Origin of the sequence: Longimicrobium sp., from assembly GCA_036389795.1 — a bacterium.
GTDB lineage: Bacteria > Gemmatimonadota > Gemmatimonadetes > Longimicrobiales > Longimicrobiaceae > Longimicrobium.
In genome coordinates this window covers 1-16496 of the sequence record DASVWD010000035.1, presented here as the reverse complement: position 1 = coordinate 16496, position 16496 = coordinate 1, and the positions used below count along the sequence as shown (strand labels likewise).

17 protein-coding genes, 3 tRNA genes and 1 rRNA gene are annotated in these 16496 nt (G+C 71.8%); 14 read left to right on the top strand and 7 right to left on the bottom strand.

Features of this window, described 5'->3' with window-relative positions:
• On the top strand, window positions 1-232 hold a 232-nt coding region (locus tag VF746_04420), incomplete at its 5' end, for a hypothetical protein (protein ID HEX8691640.1).
• A 15-nt stretch (window positions 233-247) separates the two neighbouring features.
• Complete coding sequence (locus VF746_04415; GenBank protein HEX8691639.1) at window positions 248-1279, top strand: cupin domain-containing protein; 1032 nt, start codon at window positions 248-250, stop codon at window positions 1277-1279.
• Window positions 1280-1444: 165 nt separating this feature from the next.
• Here VF746_04415 and VF746_04410 read toward each other — a convergent pair whose 3' ends face one another.
• Window positions 1445-2020, bottom strand: coding sequence for a putative glycolipid-binding domain-containing protein (locus VF746_04410; GenBank protein ID HEX8691638.1), 576 nt, complete (start codon window positions 2018-2020; stop codon window positions 1445-1447).
• Window positions 2021-2394: 374 nt separating this feature from the next.
• Here VF746_04410 and VF746_04405 point away from each other — a divergent pair, with 374 nt between their 5' ends.
• Complete coding sequence (locus tag VF746_04405) at window positions 2395-3873, top strand: tyrosinase family protein (protein HEX8691637.1); 1479 nt, start codon at window positions 2395-2397, stop codon at window positions 3871-3873.
• A gap of 397 nt (window positions 3874-4270) precedes the next feature.
• Here the strand turns inward: VF746_04405 and VF746_04400 are convergent, their stop codons facing one another.
• The 5 genes from VF746_04400 to VF746_04380 all read right to left on the bottom strand — a co-directional run bounded on the left by VF746_04400 (window position 4271) and on the right by VF746_04380 (window position 8257).
• Complete coding sequence (locus VF746_04400; GenBank protein HEX8691636.1) at window positions 4271-4774, bottom strand: hypothetical protein; 504 nt, start codon at window positions 4772-4774, stop codon at window positions 4271-4273.
• The gene (locus VF746_04395; protein ID HEX8691635.1) at window positions 4758-5276 is read right to left on the bottom strand and encodes a hypothetical protein; all 519 of its coding nucleotides are present in this window, start codon (window positions 5274-5276) and stop codon (window positions 4758-4760) included. The genes VF746_04400 and VF746_04395 overlap by 17 nt, the downstream gene beginning before the upstream one ends.
• 7 nt (window positions 5277-5283) lie before the next feature.
• The gene (locus tag VF746_04390) at window positions 5284-5979 is read right to left on the bottom strand and encodes a class I SAM-dependent methyltransferase (GenBank protein ID HEX8691634.1); all 696 of its coding nucleotides are present in this window, start codon (window positions 5977-5979) and stop codon (window positions 5284-5286) included.
• Between the two features lie 89 nt (window positions 5980-6068).
• Window positions 6069-7181: a hypothetical protein gene (locus tag VF746_04385; GenBank protein ID HEX8691633.1), complete on the bottom strand. Its 1113-nt coding sequence runs from the start codon at window positions 7179-7181 to the stop codon at window positions 6069-6071.
• A 314-nt stretch (window positions 7182-7495) separates the two neighbouring features.
• Window positions 7496-8257: a UDP-2,3-diacylglucosamine diphosphatase gene (locus VF746_04380; GenBank protein HEX8691632.1), complete on the bottom strand. Its 762-nt coding sequence runs from the start codon at window positions 8255-8257 to the stop codon at window positions 7496-7498.
• Window positions 8258-8378: 121 nt separating this feature from the next.
• Here VF746_04380 and VF746_04375 point away from each other — a divergent pair, with 121 nt between their 5' ends.
• The 10 genes from VF746_04375 (at window position 8379) to VF746_04330 (ending at window position 14904) form a co-directional block, all read left to right on the top strand.
• A complete protein-coding gene (locus VF746_04375; GenBank protein HEX8691631.1) occupies window positions 8379-8810 on the top strand; it encodes a thioesterase family protein in 432 nt (143 codons plus the stop codon).
• Window positions 8811-8858: 48 nt separating this feature from the next.
• Entirely contained in the window at window positions 8859-11003 is a 2145-nt protein-coding gene (locus tag VF746_04370; GenBank protein ID HEX8691630.1) for a HEAT repeat domain-containing protein, read from the top strand.
• 22 nt (window positions 11004-11025) lie between these two features.
• Window positions 11026-11745 carry a hypothetical protein gene (locus tag VF746_04365; GenBank protein ID HEX8691629.1) on the top strand — a complete coding sequence of 240 codons (720 nt, stop codon included), beginning with the start codon at window positions 11026-11028 and terminating at the stop codon, window positions 11743-11745.
• Entirely contained in the window at window positions 11711-12235 is a 525-nt protein-coding gene (locus VF746_04360) for a DUF4136 domain-containing protein (GenBank protein HEX8691628.1), read from the top strand. The genes VF746_04365 and VF746_04360 overlap by 35 nt, the downstream gene beginning before the upstream one ends.
• Window positions 12236-12311: 76 nt before the next feature.
• Entirely contained in the window at window positions 12312-13343 is a 1032-nt protein-coding gene (hemC, locus tag VF746_04355) for a hydroxymethylbilane synthase (protein HEX8691627.1), read from the top strand.
• Entirely contained in the window at window positions 13340-13837 is a 498-nt protein-coding gene (gene rfaE2 / locus VF746_04350) for a D-glycero-beta-D-manno-heptose 1-phosphate adenylyltransferase (GenBank protein HEX8691626.1), read from the top strand. The genes hemC and rfaE2 overlap by 4 nt, the downstream gene beginning before the upstream one ends.
• A complete protein-coding gene (gene rph, locus VF746_04345; protein HEX8691625.1) occupies window positions 13830-14549 on the top strand; it encodes a ribonuclease PH in 720 nt (239 codons plus the stop codon). The genes rfaE2 and rph overlap by 8 nt, the downstream gene beginning before the upstream one ends.
• A 98-nt stretch (window positions 14550-14647) precedes the next feature.
• Window positions 14648-14722 (top strand) — tRNA-Pro (locus VF746_04340).
• A gap of 4 nt (window positions 14723-14726) precedes the next feature.
• Window positions 14727-14800 (top strand) — tRNA-Arg (locus tag VF746_04335).
• Window positions 14801-14830: 30 nt separating this feature from the next.
• Window positions 14831-14904: transfer RNA gene (locus VF746_04330), tRNA-His, on the top strand.
• 208 nt (window positions 14905-15112) lie between these two features.
• Here the strand turns inward: VF746_04330 and VF746_04325 are convergent.
• A complete protein-coding gene (locus VF746_04325; protein ID HEX8691624.1) occupies window positions 15113-15283 on the bottom strand; it encodes a hypothetical protein in 171 nt (56 codons plus the stop codon).
• An 851-nt stretch (window positions 15284-16134) separates the two neighbouring features.
• On the opposite strand from VF746_04325, the gene VF746_04320 reads away from it, so the two are divergent.
• Window positions 16135-16496: ribosomal RNA gene (locus VF746_04320) — 16S ribosomal RNA — on the top strand; the annotation flags it as partial.

Below are 16496 nucleotides of genomic sequence, written 5' to 3'. Positions count from 1 at the left end.
GTGGGGCGCGGTAGCGCCCCGAGGGATCTACCCGGCGGTGCCGGCAGGTTGGCTTCGATCCAATACCGATGCCAGGCCGTTCTTCCTCCGCTCCAACGCCGTTGCAATGCCATCGTTGACGCGCAATCTGTTCCAACGAATATTGGCGAGTTTCGTGGTGGTCGGAGGAATGCTTCGGTTTGATGTCCCGCGACATCGCGGTCGGTTGCCGTTCTTTTATCTACCTGCCTGAAACGAGGGGGAGATCATGGAGCTGGAGAGCTACTGGGAGCGGTACCGGACGCATACCCAGATCAAGCAGAGCGGGGCGCTCAGCAACCTGGGCGACGGGATCTCCATCACCACCCACGGGATCGACACCCGCCCGATCGCCTGGCCGGGCAACGGGTTCCAGACCGAGTCCGTCCACGTGATGACGGTCAGGCCGGGGCAGGCGAGCGAGAGCTGGGCCTACGACATGGCCGAGGAGGCCATGGTCTGCTTCAAGGGAAAGGGGCAGGTGTACTTGCGGGGGCAGTGGCTCGACGTGGAGCCCGGCGACATCGCCTACTTCCCGGCCACCACCGAGCGGGCGATCCGCAGCCCGGCGGGGAGCCAGGCCGACTTCGTGGTGGTCAGCTGCATCTCGCCGCCGCAGTTCGACCTGTACCAGCCGGCCGGCTTCTACGACGCCACCCACAAGGTGATGAACTTCGACGCCATCGACTACGCGAAGATCAACACCAAGCGCGTGCAGTACGGGGCCGACAACGAGATGGCGTTCCACGACTCGAACCTCGACGTCCGCGCCTGGAACCTCTCGAACGACGAGATCCGGCGTGGCGGGGCCCTGTTCAACGCCTTCTACGGCGGCGCGCTGGAGGGGCTGGTGCAGGGCTCCAGTGCCTCCAACGGCACCGCGCCCATGCTGTTGATCCTCTTCGCCGGCTTCGGGACGGGCGCCACCGGCTTCAACTTCGCCTGCATGACGCCGGGGATGACGGCCGACATCCACACGCACCCGGTCTCGGACGAGTGCGTGATCAACTGGTGGGGCGGCAACCCGTGCTGGCTCGGCGACGGCTGGCTGGAACCCGGCTCGTACGACTGCCTCCTGGCGCCCTGCGGCGTGCGCCACGGCGGCTACGTCCCGGCTGACGCCGGCCAGAGCGTGCTGGTGGGCGGGCTGGCGGCGCCGCCGCAGCTCGACCTGCTCATCAACAGCGGCTACTACGACAACGGGGTGTTCACCCGCCCGGACTTCACGCGCCTGGCGGTGCCGGCGAACCTGGGCGGGTGACTCGAGCTTCGTCTCCGCTGATGAATTCGTAAGGACGAGCCTGCGAGTCCGAACCGGGGGCGGCATCGGCACGTAAGCCCAGGCTGTCGCACGGAGGCTGGCACCCGCGGGTCGAGGCAGGCCTCGCCCCTACGGGCGCTCACCGGGCGCCGATCTCTCCCGCGCCTACCAGATCTCGTATTCCTCCTCCGTCTCGGCCTCCCAGAAGTCGGGGTAGCGGGTGACGAAGCCCGCCGCGTTCACCGGGAGGTCGCGCACGAAGCGGCCTCCCGCGCTCTCGTAGCGGTAGGTCCGCTCGCCCGGGCGGCGGTAGCGCTGCGCGAGCGGCTCCAGCGTGAAGCCCGGGAAGCGCAGCCACGCCGCCCGCACCTCCGCCTCCCCGCCGACCGCGAGGCCCAGCCGGCGGATCGGCAGCAGGTTGGTGGACGGGCTGAAGTTGAGGTCGACGTCGATGCACCCCTCGACCTCCGGGACCTCTTCGCCGTTCATCCGCCACCGCCCGGCGCCGTCGACCGAGATCTCGACCCCGATCTCCTTCTCCCCGACCCACCCGGCGACCGTCGCGGAGACCGTCCGCCACGCGCCGTCGCAGACGACGAGGTAGTCGAGGCGGCAGGGCTCCTCGCCGTGCGCGAACACCGCCGTTCCCGCCAGGTGCCAGCGCTCGCCCCGGCGGAACAGCCGGGCCGCCTCGTGGCCGGGGTGGTCCAGCCTGCGCCAGAGCACCGACGCCTCGGTCACGTTCCCTCCCTCGTTCTTCGTGGGCGCAGGCGGCGAATCGAGTCGCCCGCGTGCAGGTGGGAACATGAGCACGGATCGCCGCCCGCGCCACCCGCTGGGCGACTGCTGGCCCGCCACGTCGCACTTACGACAACTATCGTTAGCAGACGTTTATTGGTGCAAAACTCTTGACTGTACAGCCGTGACCGATCGAACTTGAGGGACACGCCGACGCATCGGCGGGGGGTTCCCCTTCCTATCGATTACAGATCCTAATGCGCCCTCTGTGCGGTGTGTGGATCTTCCGATTCCCATAAAGGCAGAGCTTTCCCACGCCGCGGGCGACACCTGGCCCGCGGCTCATCCGTCCACCCTGGTGAAGGAGGAGGCACGCCATGGCAGGCATCGACCGCAGGAACTTCCTGCTCACGGCCTTGAGCGGCCTGGGCGGGCTGGGGCTGGCGAGCTGCGCCGACTCGGCCGGCACGCCCACGCTCGGCGTCGGGGACGAGATCTTGAGGGACTTGGATGCCAACGGCATCCACCTGCGCCAGAACATCTACTGCCTGACCGAGTACAGCAGCGACCTGATCGCGTACCGAAAGGGGGTGAAGGTGATGATGTCGCGGCCGGCCAACGACCCCACCAGCTGGCTGGCGCAGCGGGCCATCCACTGGACCACGGCCCCCATCATCGGGATGATCTACAACCAGTGCCAGCACGGCACGCTGTTCTTCCTGTCGTGGCACCGCATGTACCTGTACTGGTTCGAGCGGATCGTGCGGGCGGCGGCCGGCGTGCCCAGCTTCGCGCTGCCGTACTGGGGGTACACGCCCACGGGGCAGCGCGACCTGCCCGCCCCCTTCCGCCTCCCGGCCGACCCCTCCAACGTGCTGTGGACGTCCAACCGCGACCCCTCGGTCAACGGCGGCACGCCGCTGGCGCCCGGCGTGGTGGACCCGGGCGCCGCGCTGGCGCTCATCCCGTTCACCAGCTTCCAGAGCTCGCTCGAGGGCACGCCGCACGGCAACGTGCACGTGGCCGTGGGCGGGTGGATGGGGACGGTGCCCAACGCCGCGCTGGACCCCATCTTCTACCTGCACCACGCCCAGATCGACCGGCTGTGGGAGGTGTGGCTGGCCATGGGCGGCGGGCGCGCGAACCCCACCACTCCGCCGTGGACCACCGACGTGTTCTACTTCTACAACGAGTTCGGGGCCAAGGTGGGCATGACGGGCGCCCAGATCGTGAACACGGTGCAGCAGCTCTGCTATCGCTACGTGAAGTGCAGCCCGGTGGTGGCCGAGCCCACCCTGGTGGCGGCGCTGGACGCGGACGCGGCCCGGCTGTCCGACGCCGTCGGCCCCCGCCCGCCCCGGGGCGTGGGGGAGCCGGTGGCCGACGCGCAGGTGGGCGTGCGGCTGGGCGCCAGGCCGGTCACGGTCCGCGTGCCGCTCTCGGCCGGGGCCGCCGACGCGCTGCGCAAGTTCGAGGAGGGCGGGGAGGGGAACGACATCGTGCTGCTCCTGCAGGAGGTTGCCCTGCTGCAGGCGCCGCGGGTGTACTACGAGGTGTACGCCAACCTGTCCGCGGCTGCCGGGGACACGACGTACGGCAGCCCGAACTTCACGGGGAACCTGGACTTCTTCGGCATCCCCGCGCAGTCCGACACCCTGCACGCGGCACACGGGGGCAGCTTGCGCCGGCTGAGCCTGCTGCGCGCGTACTCGTACCTGCGCAGCCGCGGCCAGTGGAACGACGCCGAGCTCACCCTCACCTTCGTCCCGCGCGGCTACACCGAAGACGTGGACCCCGCCAGGGTCCTGTCCTCGGACCAGGCGGTGATCGGCGCGATCTCGGTGCAGCTGCAGTAGCGGTGCGAAGTGCGAGGTGCGAAGTGCGAAGTGCTTTCCCGTCCGGGTGATGCCTGTGTCGCCGTCTGGCCGGGTGTGAGTGAGAAGCGGCCGGCCCTCTGCGCTGGAGGGCCGGCCGCGGTCGTACAAGATCCGCATAGAAGAGCCGGCATTCGCTGTCATCCTGAGGAGCCGCCGCGCGGGACCAGCGGAATGAGCGGATACCGGGCGGCGACGAAGGATCTGCGGGTCGGGTCCGAGCGTGAGGCCGCCTGACGCGCGAGTCCCCACCCGCAGATCCTTCGGGCGCACAAGCTCTGGAGCAATAAAGACTTGCGCGCATGCGCCCTCAGGATGACATCGTTAGTTGAAGGTCAGATTGGCGACACCCTCTCATATCGGGGATGCTCCCCGGCGCTCACGGCGTCCACCCCGGCGGCAGGGGGACGACGGTGCCCGGCGGCGCGTTGGCGACGCTCATCACCTTCTCCGGCAGCGGGTAGTCGGCGTACCCGTAGACGACGCCCAGCGGCGCCGTCTTCTCCATCATCCCGGCGTACCACCGCGCGTACTCCGGGTCCGGCCCCAGCCCGGCCGCCGCGTGCGCGGGGAAGCGCGCGACGAACTTCGCCGCCAGCTCCGCGGGCGTGTCGCCTTCCGCGTCCGTCCAGCCGAAGACGGCCATCCCCGAGCCGCTCGAATAGCGGGGAGTCTCCTCGCGCCGGAGCTCCTCGCCCGGCACCGGGGCCCCGCCCGCGCCGACCGGGTAGACGCTGCAGCGCCAGTAGAGTCCCGACGGCGCCAGGCCGGGGAGGAGGCGCAGCCGCTCGTAGCCGAGCCGGTGGAGATGATGCACCATCTCCATCACGCGGCGGCACGCCAGGTAGACGCGCCCGGCTTCCGGATCAGCGCTCGCCGTCACGGGCTTCCCTCGCTCGCCGGAGCAGCCGCCGCTTCGGCTGCCGGTTGCCGGCGAGGATCTCGGCGTCGGTGAGCTCGTGCCCGACCCAGACCCGCACCCGGCGGCATTTACAGCGCTTCCCGAAGTCCACCAGCCCCCGGTACTCGAACGAGCTGAGTCCGTCCTCGGGCACCGCGAGGGGGTGGAGCACCAGGTCGGGCCGCAGGTGAGTACGCCAGCGCCTGCCGGCGCTCGCGAGCAGCCGTTCGAGCGCGTACCGCAGCGCGATCTCCGCCAGCTCGACGGCGCCGATCACGGTGCGCGGGTGCGCGAACCCGTTGCCGACCTCCAGGGCCGGCCCCGGCTGCACGTGCTCCGACCGGCCGATCAACACCACCCGCTGGTCGCGCGGATCGTACGCCACCTCGGGCGAATCCACCAGGCTGACGGAGGTCCCCACCAGCCGCAGCTTGAGCTGCTCGGGCGAGAAGCGGACGTAGACGACGGGACGAAGACGGGGCAATCCCATGTCAGGGGGCGCGCCGGGCGCGGATGACGAGGAACCAGGGATTCCTGAGGAGCTTCTCGTACCCTTCCGGGTAGGCGCGGCGGAACTCCTCCGTCGGCCGCGGCTCCACCAGCCGCTCGACCACGAACCCCGCCCCGGCGAGCGCGTCCACCATCGCCGTCAGGGGGCGGCGGTAGAACCTCACCGCGCCGAAGCCCCAGTCGTCCTCGAGCAGCTCGGTGGCGAAGTAGTCCGCCGTCTGGAACTCCCGCCAGTCCATGAACGGGTGGTGCGTCGAGAACACCAGCAGCCCGCCCGGGCGGAGGACGCGCGCGAACTCGGCGAGCACCGCCTCCCAGTCCTCGGCGTAGTGCAGCGCGAGGGCGCAGAGGACGAGGTCGAAGGCCGCGTCGGGAGCGAAGTGCAGCGGCTGTGCGAAGTCGCCCTGGAGGACCCGCGCGTTGCCTCCCGCGCGGGCCCGGGTCAGCTCCACGAAGCGCGGCTCGACGTCGAAGGCGGTGACGTCGGCGCCCTGCCGGACCAGGTGCTCCGCGTACCACCCCGATCCGCAGCCGGCGTCCAGCACGCGCAGGCCGGCGAGCGGGGGGAGCAGCGAGAGCGTCGCCGGGCGCTCGTAATACGCGTTGTGCGGCTTGGTGTCGACCGCGGCCGCGTACTGGTCCGCGATGTCCGCGTAGGCGAGCCTGTCGTGCGTCATGCCTTCGTCGTTCTCCGGGCGCGCCGCCGCCCGGGGAGAGCACGACGCAGGTCGAGGTGTCGCCAGCAAGCCGTCGGTGGCGCAGGAGGTCAGGAGTTGTCCTTCTCCAGCTCCCAGATCACCGCACGCCAGGTGCCGCCAGCGTCTTCCGAGCGGCCGCTCAGCAGGCCACGGTCGTTGATGGCGCCCGTGACGGTGCTGGGCCCGCCCAGGCTCGGCAGCTCCACCTTGCCGCCCTCGAGCGTCCACACGAACGCGTGGCGGACCTGGTCGGCGGTCTGGTACCAGCCGGCCACGCGCCCGTCGTCGTCGATCCCGAAGGCGAAGCTGCGGAACCCCCCGAAGGTGCCGAGGACGACGATCCCCGTCTCCGCGCTCCAGTAGAACGCCTCGGGCTGGCAGGTGGGGCACGGCGAGCCGAAGCCGGCCACCTCGCCCCGGCGGTTGATCGCCACGCCCTGCGTGTTGCCGCCCAGCGTGCCGACGTCGGTGACGGCGCCGTCCCTCCACCAGACTACGGCGTGCAGGGGCGAGCCCGGCGCCACGGTGCTGGCGCCCACCACGTCCCCGAAGTCGTTGATCCCGCCCGCCAGGCTCCTGGCCCCGCCCAGCGGCGGGATCGGCGAGAGCCCGTCCTTCTCGCTCCAGGTGAAGGCGGTCGGCGGCCCGGTGGGGCTCGCGGCGAAGAAGCCCGCCACCACCCCGTGGTCGTTCACGGCCGCGGCGGAGCCGTGGGCGAACGGGCCGAGCTCGATCGTCTCCACCAGCTGGCCGTGGCTGCCCACCTTCCAGACCGTCGGGTGCCCCTGGAATGAGGTGTCGCCGGGCTTCTGCGCCATGCCGACGAGCACGCCGTGGTTGTTCAGCGCCCGCGCGTCGGAGCGCGTGCCGCCGAGCGTCCCCAGGTCGACCGGGCCGGTGCCCGCCGACCAGAAGATTGCGTGCGTCGAGTCGGGGAAGTTCGGGTCGCCCATGTCCGTGCGGCCGGCGATCTCGCCGCGGTCGTTGATGTCGAAGCCGAACCCGTGCTGCCATCCGAAGGTGCCCAGGTCCGTGGGCCCGAGGACGACGAAGTCCGCCGCCGACGAGAGGAGCGCCGATGGCGGGCCCGCCCGTTCGGGCGCCGACGGCGGCTCCGAGCAGCCGAGCGCCGCGAGCGCGAGCACGGCCGCGGTGGAGGGGAAGAGCGCGTTGCGGTTCATGGATGCACCTCCGGGTTGAGGTGGCGGCCGAACGGCCATGCGCTGGAGAGGGAGGGGAACGGGATCGCGAGTGGTCCGGGAGGATTCTCCCGGGCCCGGCGAGTGGCGCATGGCGACGTCGGCCAGGGGACCCGCGAGAGGAGTGCAGCACGCCTGCTGCCGAGGCGCGGTACAATATGCTGGGCGATTCGGCAGATCCCGCAAGAGTTATCCGATCGCGAGCGCCTGAAGACGCTCGCTGGAACCACGGAAAGCCCTTCGGGCTGCGGCCGCGGACTCTGCGCTTCAGTCGACGGGGGAGATGACGCAGCCTCTCAATCCGACCGCTGTGCGTCGCCCGCACCCCACCGCCGCAGCTCCGGCGCGCCGCCGCCCGGGGGGAGCACGGCGTAGTTGTAGTCGCGCAGCCAGTCGCCCGAGTTCAGGTACCAGCGGCCGGGCTCCACCTCCTCCACGCTCGCCAGGTGCGCGTGGCCGGCGACCACCAGCTCCAGCGCCGGGTTCTCGCGGAGCTGCTCCAGCGCCCAGCCGCGGATGAAGCGCGCCCGGCCGCGCGCCGCCGCGTCGCCGCCGTCCGCCTTGTGCTCAGTGGTCGAGGCCCGCAGCGCGATCCTCCGCCCCAGGTCCGGGTGCAGCAGCCGGAACGCGCCGATGGACAGCGGGTGGCGGATGACCGTCTTGAGCGCGCGGTACTTGAAGTCGCCGCGGCCCACGCCGTCGCCGTGGGCGACGAGCGCGCGCCGCCCGCCCAGCGTCATCTCCACGGGACCTTGGAGGAGCTCCACGCCCACCTCGTCGCGCAGGAAGCTGCCGCCCCAGGCGTCGTGGTTGCCGCCCACGAACCACACCCGCACCCCCGCCTCCACCACCTCGGCCAGCTTGGCCACCACGCGGTAGTGCTCGCGCAGGATCACCGAGCGGTACTCGAACCAGAAGTCGAAGAGGTCGCCGTTGATGAGGAGCGCCGACGCCTCGGTGGAGACGTGGTCCAGGAAGCCGCGGAAGGCGCGCTCCGTCTCGCGCGGGACGGCGCCCAGGTGCGTGTCGGAGACGACGTAGACGGGCTTCTCGCTCATGGGAGCGGCAAGCTATCCGGGCGCCCGCGGCGCGACAAGCCGCGTTTGACACGCCGCCCGCCCGGCGGGTAGAATCCCCCGACCGAATCCGCCCCTCGTCACGCCGCGCCCTGCCCGAGGAATGACGTCCGCGCCCCCGTCCTGCACCGTCGAGCTCCGCGCCCGCTACTCCGAGACGGACCAGATGGGGATCGTCTACCACGCCAACTACCTGCCGTGGTGCGAGATCGGCCGCACCGAGCTGATCCGCCGGCTGTGGAAGTCGTACGCCGAGGTGGAGAAGGACGGCGTGCTGCTGGCCGTCACCGACGCCTCGCTGCGCTACCACGCCAGCGCGCGCTACGACGACCTGGTGCGCGTGGTGACCACGCTGGAGCAGGTGCGCTCGCGCGGCGTCACCTTCCTGTACGAGATCTACCGCGTCGAAGACGGCGGGGGGACGAAGAAGCTGGTGACCGCCCGCACCTCGCTGATCGCCATCGACCCCACGGGCACCCCGCGCACCCTGCCCCCGGCGCTCCTGGAAGCCTTCCGCAACGGCGTCACGGAGTAGATGATGATCGATCCCCATCTCCCAACCCTCGCCGTTGCCGTTCCGCCGTTGAAGCCTCGCCGCGCCCCGCACCCGACGCCGCGCCGAAGGTGGTCCGGCGAGGCTTCCTGCCGTTGTTGCCGCGGCTTCAGCCGCCCCCGGACCTACCCCCGGCACCCCCGGCTCCTCCTCGCCTCGCTCGCGCTCCTCGCCGCCTGCGCCGCGCCGCCGCCCGGCACCGCCCCCCGCGCCGCCGCGGCAGCGTCGGACCTCGACGTCCACGCCGCGCTGCTGCGGCTGGAGGACCGCCGCGAGTACGACGCGCGGGCGCTGGAGTCCGCCGCCGCGCTGCCCGGCCCCGCGCTGCGCCGCCGCGCCGCCCTGGCCGCCGGCCGCATCGGCGACCGGCGCGGCGTCCTGCTCCTGGTGCGCCTCCTGGCGGACCCCGACACCTCCGTGGCCGCCACCGCCGCCTTCGCGCTGGGCGAGATCGGCGACACCACGACCGTCCCCACTTTGGTTCGCTACGTCTCCGCGGACCGGATCGCCGCGATGCCGACGGTGGTCGGCGAGGCGGCGCTCGCGCTGGGGAAGATGCCACGCGCCGCCGCGGGCCGGCAGGCGGTGGAGGCGCTGCTGCGCGCGGCCCCGCGCACCGGCCCCGGCGTGCAGCGCGCCGTCGGGCAGGCGCTGCTGGCCGTGTGGCGCTACCCGCGCCCGGCCGATGCCGCGCCGATCCTCCCCTGGCTCGACTCCGCCGACCCCGAGGTGCGCTGGCGCGCCGCGTACGCCCTCTCGCGCCGCCCCGACCCGCGCGGCACCGAGGCCCTCTTCGCCCGCGTGGCCGATCCCGAGCCGCTGGTGCGCTCCTTCGCCGTGCGCGCGCTCACCCGCGCGCTGGCGGACTCCTCGTCCGTCGGCGCGGCGCGGGCGCTCCAGGCGCTGCGGACGGCCACGGGCGACCCCGACCACGCCGTCAGCGTCAACGCCGTCCGCGCGCTCGGCACCTACGACGCGCCCGAGTCGCTCCAGCGCCTGCGCGAGCTGCTGAGGGGGGACGACGTCTACCTCGCCATCACCGCCGCCGAGTCGCTCGGCCGCCTGGCGGGGAAAGCGGCCGCCGCCGCCCCCGACCTGCGCGAGACCGCGCTCGACCGCTCGCGGCCGGTCTTCCTGCGCACCACCGCGCTCGCGGCCCTCGCCGAGGTCGCGCCCGCCGACGCCCGGCCCGCGGCCGACGCGCTCGCGGGCGAGGAGGGGTGGCGCCCGCGCTCCGCCGCCGCGCGCACCTACGCCGCGCTCCGCGCCTGGGACCGCGTCGGCGAGCTCGCGCGCGACCGCGACGGGCGCGTGGCCGCCGCGGCGCTCGAGGCCGCCGTCGCCGAGGCGGGAGACAGCGTAGGGCCGATCCGCGGCCTCCTGCTCGCCGGGCTCGAGCACCCCGACGTCATCGCCCGCTACAACGCGCTCACCGGGCTCCAGCAGCTCGCCGACCCCGCCACGGCGCCGGCGGTGCTCGACGCGTACGAGCGGGCGCAGCGCGACTCGCTGAACGACGCCGCGCTGGCCGCCCTCGACGCGCTGGGGGCGCTGCGCCGCAGGGACGAGGGAATCGGCCGCGCCTTCTTCGCCCGCTTCCCGCGCTCCGGCGACTACCTGGTGCGCCAGCGCGCGGCCGCCGCGCTCGGCGACACGCTGGCCGCGCCGTGGGGGCCGCCGCTGCCGATCGAGACCGGGCGCCCGGAGGGGGACTACCGGCGGATCGTGGAGCGGACGGTGCTCGCCGGCGCGCGGCCCCGGGCGCGCATCGTCACCGACCGAGGCGAGATCGAGGTGGATCTGTTCGCCGACGACGCGCCGCTCACGGTGGAGAGCTTCCTGGCGCTCGCCCGCCGGGGGTACTTCGACGGGCAGGAGTGGCCGCGCGTGGTCCCCAACTTCGTGATCCAGGGGGGCGACCCGCGGGGGGACACTTCCGGCGGTCCGGGGTATGCCATCCGCGACGAAATGAACCGGCACCCGTACCTGTACGGCACCCTGGGGATGGCGCTCTCGGGGCCGGACACGGGCGGGAGCCAGTGGTTCCTCACCCACTCCCCGCAGCCGCACCTGGACGGCGGCTACACCGTCTTCGGGCGGGTCACCCGGGGGATGGACGTCGTGGGCCGGGTCCTTCCCGGCGACCGCATCCTCCGCATCGAAGAGGTTCGCTGACGTGAATCGTCATCGTAATTTCATGACTTCTCCCACGACCGCCGCGGCACTCTTCGTCGTGCTCGCCGCCTGCACGCCCGCGGCGACGACGCAGGGCGGCCCGGCGGCGGGCCCGGCGCCGCAGCCCGCCGCCGGCGCGGCGCCGCGGCAGGACTCCATCGCCGCCGCGCTGCGGCGGGCCACGCTCCCCGCCTCGCCCCGGCAGGTGCGCTTCGCCTGGGAGCTGGACGAGGCCGGGGCGCGCTTCCGCGGCAGCGGCGTGGCGCGCTACGTGGCGCCCACGCGCTTCCGCATGGACCTCTTCGGCCCCCGCGGCGAGACGTACCTGGCCGCCGCGCTGGTGGACGAGACCCCGCGCGTGCCGCCCGCCGTCGGCGAGCGCTTCAAGCTCCCGTCGCCCGCGCTCCTCTGGGGGGCCGTCGGCGTGGTCCACCCGCCCTCGGGCGCCCGGCTGGTCTCGGCGGCGGACGAGGGCGGCCAGGTGACGCTGCGCTACGACCTGGGCGCCGAGGGGACGCTGGAGTACCGCGCCCGCGCCAGCCGCCTGGTGCACCTGCGCCGGGTGCAGGGCGGCGCCCTGAAGGAGTCCGTCGACCTCGAGTACGCCGACACGGGGGCGCTGCGCTCGGCCCGCTACCGCGAGTGGATCGCGCTGCGCAACCTGAACCTCACGCTGGAATCGTCCACCGATGTCGCCTCGTTCCCCGATGACACCTGGAATCCGCCGGGCACGGGCCGCTAGCGCCGCGCTCGCCGCCGCGCTCCTGCTGGCGGGGTGCTTCTACCGCTTCACCGGCGGCGGGTTGCCATCGCACATCCGCACCGTCTACGTGGAGCTGTGGGAGAACAACACCCCCTACGAGTTCCTCCGCACGGACGTGCAGCGCGAGCTGCAGCAGGAGCTGCCGCGCAACCTGGGGCTGCGCCTGGCCCCGCAGACCACCGCCGACGCCGTGGTCCGCGGCAAGCTGAACAGCTACGAGGAGGTGGTGGTGAACATCGACCCCAACACCACCCCCGGCGGGCGCATCAACACCCAGCAGAGCCGCGTGCAGATCACCTTCGACGCCGAGATCTACGACGTGAAGAACGACGCGGTGCTCTGGCGCGGCAGCTCGATTTCGGCCGTCGGCAACTACAACCCCCAGGGCGAGTCGGTCGAGGCCGGCCGCGAGCGCGCCCTGCAGGAGTTGATCGAGAAGCTGATCCAGGGCGCCCAGTCGCAGTGGTGATCCGGCCCCGGGATTCCGCCGTCATTCCGAACGAGGAACGAGTGAGGAATCGACTCACCCCCGCGCAGAGGCCCGGGTGACGCGCGGACCGTCCGGCGGATCGGCGGGTTCCGGGGCGGCTCCCATCCGCATCGCCTCGCGCGGGAGCGAGCTGGCGCTCTGGCAGGCGCGCGCGGTGGAAGCCGCCGTGCGTGCGGCGGATCCGTCGGCCGCCGTCGAGATCGCCGTGGTGAAGACCACGGGCGACCGCATCACGGACGTCCCGCTGGCGAAGATCGGCGACAAGGGGCTCTTCACCAAGGAGATCGACGCCGCGCTCCTGGCCGGCGAGGCCGACCTGGCCGTCCACTCGCTCAAGGACGTCCCCACCCGCGTTCCCGATGGGCTGGAGATCGCCGCCATCGGCCGCCGCGAGGACCCGCGCGACGTGCTCATCCTCCCGCCGGGGCAGACGGGCAGCCTGGCGGCGCTGCCGCCCGGCGCCCGCGTCGGCACCAGCTCGCTGCGCCGCCGGGCCCAGCTCCGCGCGCTCAGGCCGGACCTGGAAGTGCTCGACCTGCGCGGCAACCTGAACACCCGCCTGGCGAAGCTCGACCGCGGCGACTACGACGCCATCGTCCTGGCCGCCGCCGGCGTGCTGCGCCTGGGCTGGGCGGACCGCATTGCCGCATACCTCGACCCTGCCGAGTGGCTCCCGGCGGTGGGGCAGGGGGCGCTGGGCGTCGTCTGCCGCGCGGGCGACGAGCGGGTCCGCGGACTCCTCGGCGGCTTCCACGACCCCTTCACCTCCGCCTGCACCGCCGCCGAGCGCGCCTTCCTGGCCGCGCTGGAAGGCGGCTGCCAGATCCCGATCGGCGCGCTGGCCCACGCCGACGAGGACGGCCTGACGCTCCACGGCCTGGTGGCCGACGTGGAGGGCGAGAGCGTGCTGCGCGACTCCGAGTGCCTCCCGTTCGAGGCGGAGTCCGGGTCCGGGGCGGTGTCGCCGGAAGACGCCGCCGCGCTCGGCCGCCGCCTGGCCGCGCGGCTGGTGGAGATGGGCGCGGACCGCATCCTCGCCCGCGTCCGCGGCATGGCGCCCGTGGTCCCCGAGCCCGCCGCGCCGTGACCCCGGCCGATCCGGCGGCGAAGGTCGTCTCCCGCGGCGAGCTGCTGGAGCGGCTCCGGCGTCCGCGCGCGGCGAAGGTCGTCTTCACCAACGGCGTCTTCGACGTGCTGCACCGCGGCCACGTCGAGTACCTGGCCCGTGCCCGCGCGCTCGGCGACGTGCTGGTGGTGGGGGTGAACACGGACGACTCGGCGCGCCGCCTGGGGAAAGGCCCGGGGCGGCCGGTGAACCCGCAGGACGACCGCGCCTACGTGCTGGCGGGGCTCGCCGCGGTGGACTACGTCACCCTCTTCGACGAGGACACCCCGCGCGAGCTGGTGGCCGCCCTCCTCCCCGACGTGCTGGTCAAGGGCGGCGACTACCGGAAGGAAGACATCGTCGGGGCCGCCGAGGTGGAGGCCGCCGGGGGGCGCGTGGTGGTGGCGCCGCTCGTCCCCGGGCGCTCGACCACCTCGATCCTGGAACGCGTGCGTCAGGGGGAGCAGGATGGGTGAGGGAGCGGCAAGGGCGGACGGACGGCGGCCGGAAGAGGCGCGCCCCCTGGCCCTGGAGCGCGGCGCGGCGATGTACGCGGAAGGGTCGTGCCTGGTCACCGCCGGGCGCACGCGGGTCCTCTGCACGGCCTCGGTGGAGCAGGGCGTCCCCCCCTGGCGCAAGGGCAGCGGCGAGGGGTGGGTCACCGCCGAGTACTCCATGCTCCCGCGGGCGACCAACACCCGCAACCGCCGCGAGCGCGGCCAGGTGGGCGGCCGCACCCAGGAGATCCAGCGCCTGATCGGCCGCAGCTTGCGCGCCTGCGTGGACCTGGCGGCCATGGGCGAGTGGCAGGTCACCGTCGACTGCGACGTCCTCCAGGCCGACGGCGGCACCCGCACGGCCTCGATCACCGGCGGCGCCGTCGCCCTGTACGACGCCTGCGCCTGGCTGGCCGGGAGGACGGGGGCGCCGTCGCCCTTCCGCGAGTTCGTGGCCGCGGTGAGCGCGGGCGTGGTGGACGGCCGGCTCCTGCTGGACCTCGACTACTCCGAAGACTCGCGCGCGGAGGTGGACCTCAACCTGGTGGCGCGCGAGTCCGGCGGGATCATCGAGATCCAGGGCACCGGCGAGCGCAGCCACTTCACCCCCGAGCAGCTGTACGAGTTGGTGCGCCTGACCACCGGCTGCACCGCCGACCTGCACCGGAAGCAGCGCGCCGCCGTGGGGTGAGGACGGCGGCAAAACCGCGCGCGCCGGGGTGTCCGCATTGCGGCCGCGGGGTTGACGCAAACCTATGTATTGGCTAACTTACACCGCTCCCGGTCAACCGGGGCGTGGCGCAGTCCGGTTAGCGCGCCTGCTTTGGGAGCAGGAGGTCCCCGGTTCGAATCCGGGCGCCCCGACTGTGCGCCAGTAGCTCAGTTGGATAGAGCAACGGCCTTCTAAGCCGTAGGTCGCTGGTTCGAGCCCAGCCTGGCGCGCTGGAAGGCTGTCGGTGTGTTTGACTTACGGTGGGCGTAGCTCAGTCGGTTAGAGCGCCAGGTTGTGGCCCTGGAGGTCGGGGGTTCAAGTCCCCTCGCTCACCCCTCGGAAACGGCTGTCACGACGCGACTCAGCGTCGGGCAGCCGTTTTCGCGTTCCAGACCGCTTGCCGATAAAGGAGATTCCCTCTCCCGGCGGCCGGGAGAGAGAATCCGTCTTGCCACCTGGCAGCCGTCTGCGCGTGATCTACGTCGAGGCGCCGCCTGCACGCTATCCGGGCCGGATTCGCGAGCGTGTGTCAGGGTTTCCGGTCAGAGGCAGAGGTCGGTTTCCGGACATCCGAAGCGCGTGCAGTGGTAGCACGTTGGGGCGCCCTGCGTGATCATCTCGTGCGCGGCTACCGTCCCGCGCTCCTCGGCCTGCTGGTCGGTCCCGAACGAATCGATCCGCAGCTCCTCGATCTCCAGGCGCAGCTTCTTCATGGTGCTCTCCCTTGGTGTAGATGGATCGGATCGGCCTCCACCTGCTTCCAGCGCTGACAACCTCGGTGTCTACGCGAGAAGACGTGGAAGGCGCTAGCGCAGGAATGCGACCGGAAACCGTCGTGCCCGATCACGCCGTTCCTGCAATACAGGGTTATGTCGGATAAAGAATGTAAGAAGGTAGCGGATCCATCCTGTGGGCACCACCCTGCCATGCCGAACCGGCCCTTTCTCTCGTCTCTCGCCGGTGGCTCCGCGAGATCGACGGGTCTTTCGAGGCTGGTGCCGATTCGAGCCACCCGTTGACGGATGTATTGTTCCGGTTTATCTTCGGAACCCGCTTGAAACCGGAGTGCGGTCGATTCCCGGGAGGGGGTTGACGAGGGGCCTTGAGGGATGTATTCTTGAAGGCTCCGCCCGAACTTCGGTGGTCGGACGGGCCGCGGGGCGAAAAAGAAGGAATCTCCCCTTGACGGCTGAGCGCAAGTGGTTTAGATTGAACGAGTTAGCCCGACGCACCAGCGAAGCGAAGTCGAAAAAACGGAAGCGCTTCGGGGGTTGACGGAAGGAGCCGGCGGGGTTAGATTGAAAGGCTCGCTCGAATGAGGGCGGGCGAACGCGGCGGACCGGGTGAAACTGGTCTGGACGCCATAACGAAGCGGGTCAGCGGCCCGCGGAGATTTGACAACACGGGTCAGTGGGAGTGCTTGAACCAGGGCGCCCCGTGGCACGCCGGCTTTCGGGCCGGTTGGAGGCATCGTGTCCTCCAGTGCCGAGAAAACGGGACATGGTCAACACGAAATTCCGAATGAACGACAACAGTCGTTCGTTCATCGAGCTAATCGAAATCTCTAATGGAGAGTTTGATCCTGGCTCAGGACGAACGCTGGCGGCGCGCTTAACACATGCAAGTCGAACGGGCTTGCTCCTTCGGGGGCAGGTCAGTGGCGAACGGGTGCGTAACACGTGAGCAACCTGCCTGTGGGTGGGGGATAACCCGGGGAAACCCGGGCTAATACCGCATACGCTCTTCCCTTCGATTGGGGGGGAGAGGAAAGCTCCTGCAAGGGAGCGCTCATAGAGGGGCTCGCGGCGTATCAGGTAGTTGGTGGGGTAACGGCCCACCAAGCCGACGACGCGTAGCCGATCTGAGAGGATGATCGGCCACATTGGGACTGAGATACGGCCCAGACTCCTACGGGAGGCAGCAGTG

Bases quoted from the DNA above. Each gene is read 5' to 3' on its own strand.
- VF746_04415 (HEX8691639.1), top strand. From the start codon at position 248: ATGGAGCTGGAGAGCTACTGGGAGCGGTACCGGACGCATACCCAGATC.
- VF746_04405 (HEX8691637.1), top strand. From the start codon at position 2,395: ATGGCAGGCATCGACCGCAGGAACTTCCTGCTCACGGCCTTGAGCGGC.
- VF746_04390 (HEX8691634.1), bottom strand. From the start codon at position 5,979: ATGACGCACGACAGGCTCGCCTACGCGGACATCGCGGACCAGTACGCG.
- VF746_04385 (HEX8691633.1), bottom strand. From the start codon at position 7,181: ATGAACCGCAACGCGCTCTTCCCCTCCACCGCGGCCGTGCTCGCGCTC.
- VF746_04380 (HEX8691632.1), bottom strand. From the start codon at position 8,257: ATGAGCGAGAAGCCCGTCTACGTCGTCTCCGACACGCACCTGGGCGCC.
- VF746_04375 (HEX8691631.1), top strand. From the start codon at position 8,379: ATGACGTCCGCGCCCCCGTCCTGCACCGTCGAGCTCCGCGCCCGCTAC.
- VF746_04365 (HEX8691629.1), top strand. From the start codon at position 11,026: ATGACTTCTCCCACGACCGCCGCGGCACTCTTCGTCGTGCTCGCCGCC.
- VF746_04360 (HEX8691628.1), top strand. From the start codon at position 11,711: ATGACACCTGGAATCCGCCGGGCACGGGCCGCTAGCGCCGCGCTCGCC.
- rph (HEX8691625.1), top strand. From the start codon at position 13,830: ATGGGTGAGGGAGCGGCAAGGGCGGACGGACGGCGGCCGGAAGAGGCG.
- VF746_04325 (HEX8691624.1), bottom strand. From the start codon at position 15,283: ATGAAGAAGCTGCGCCTGGAGATCGAGGAGCTGCGGATCGATTCGTTC.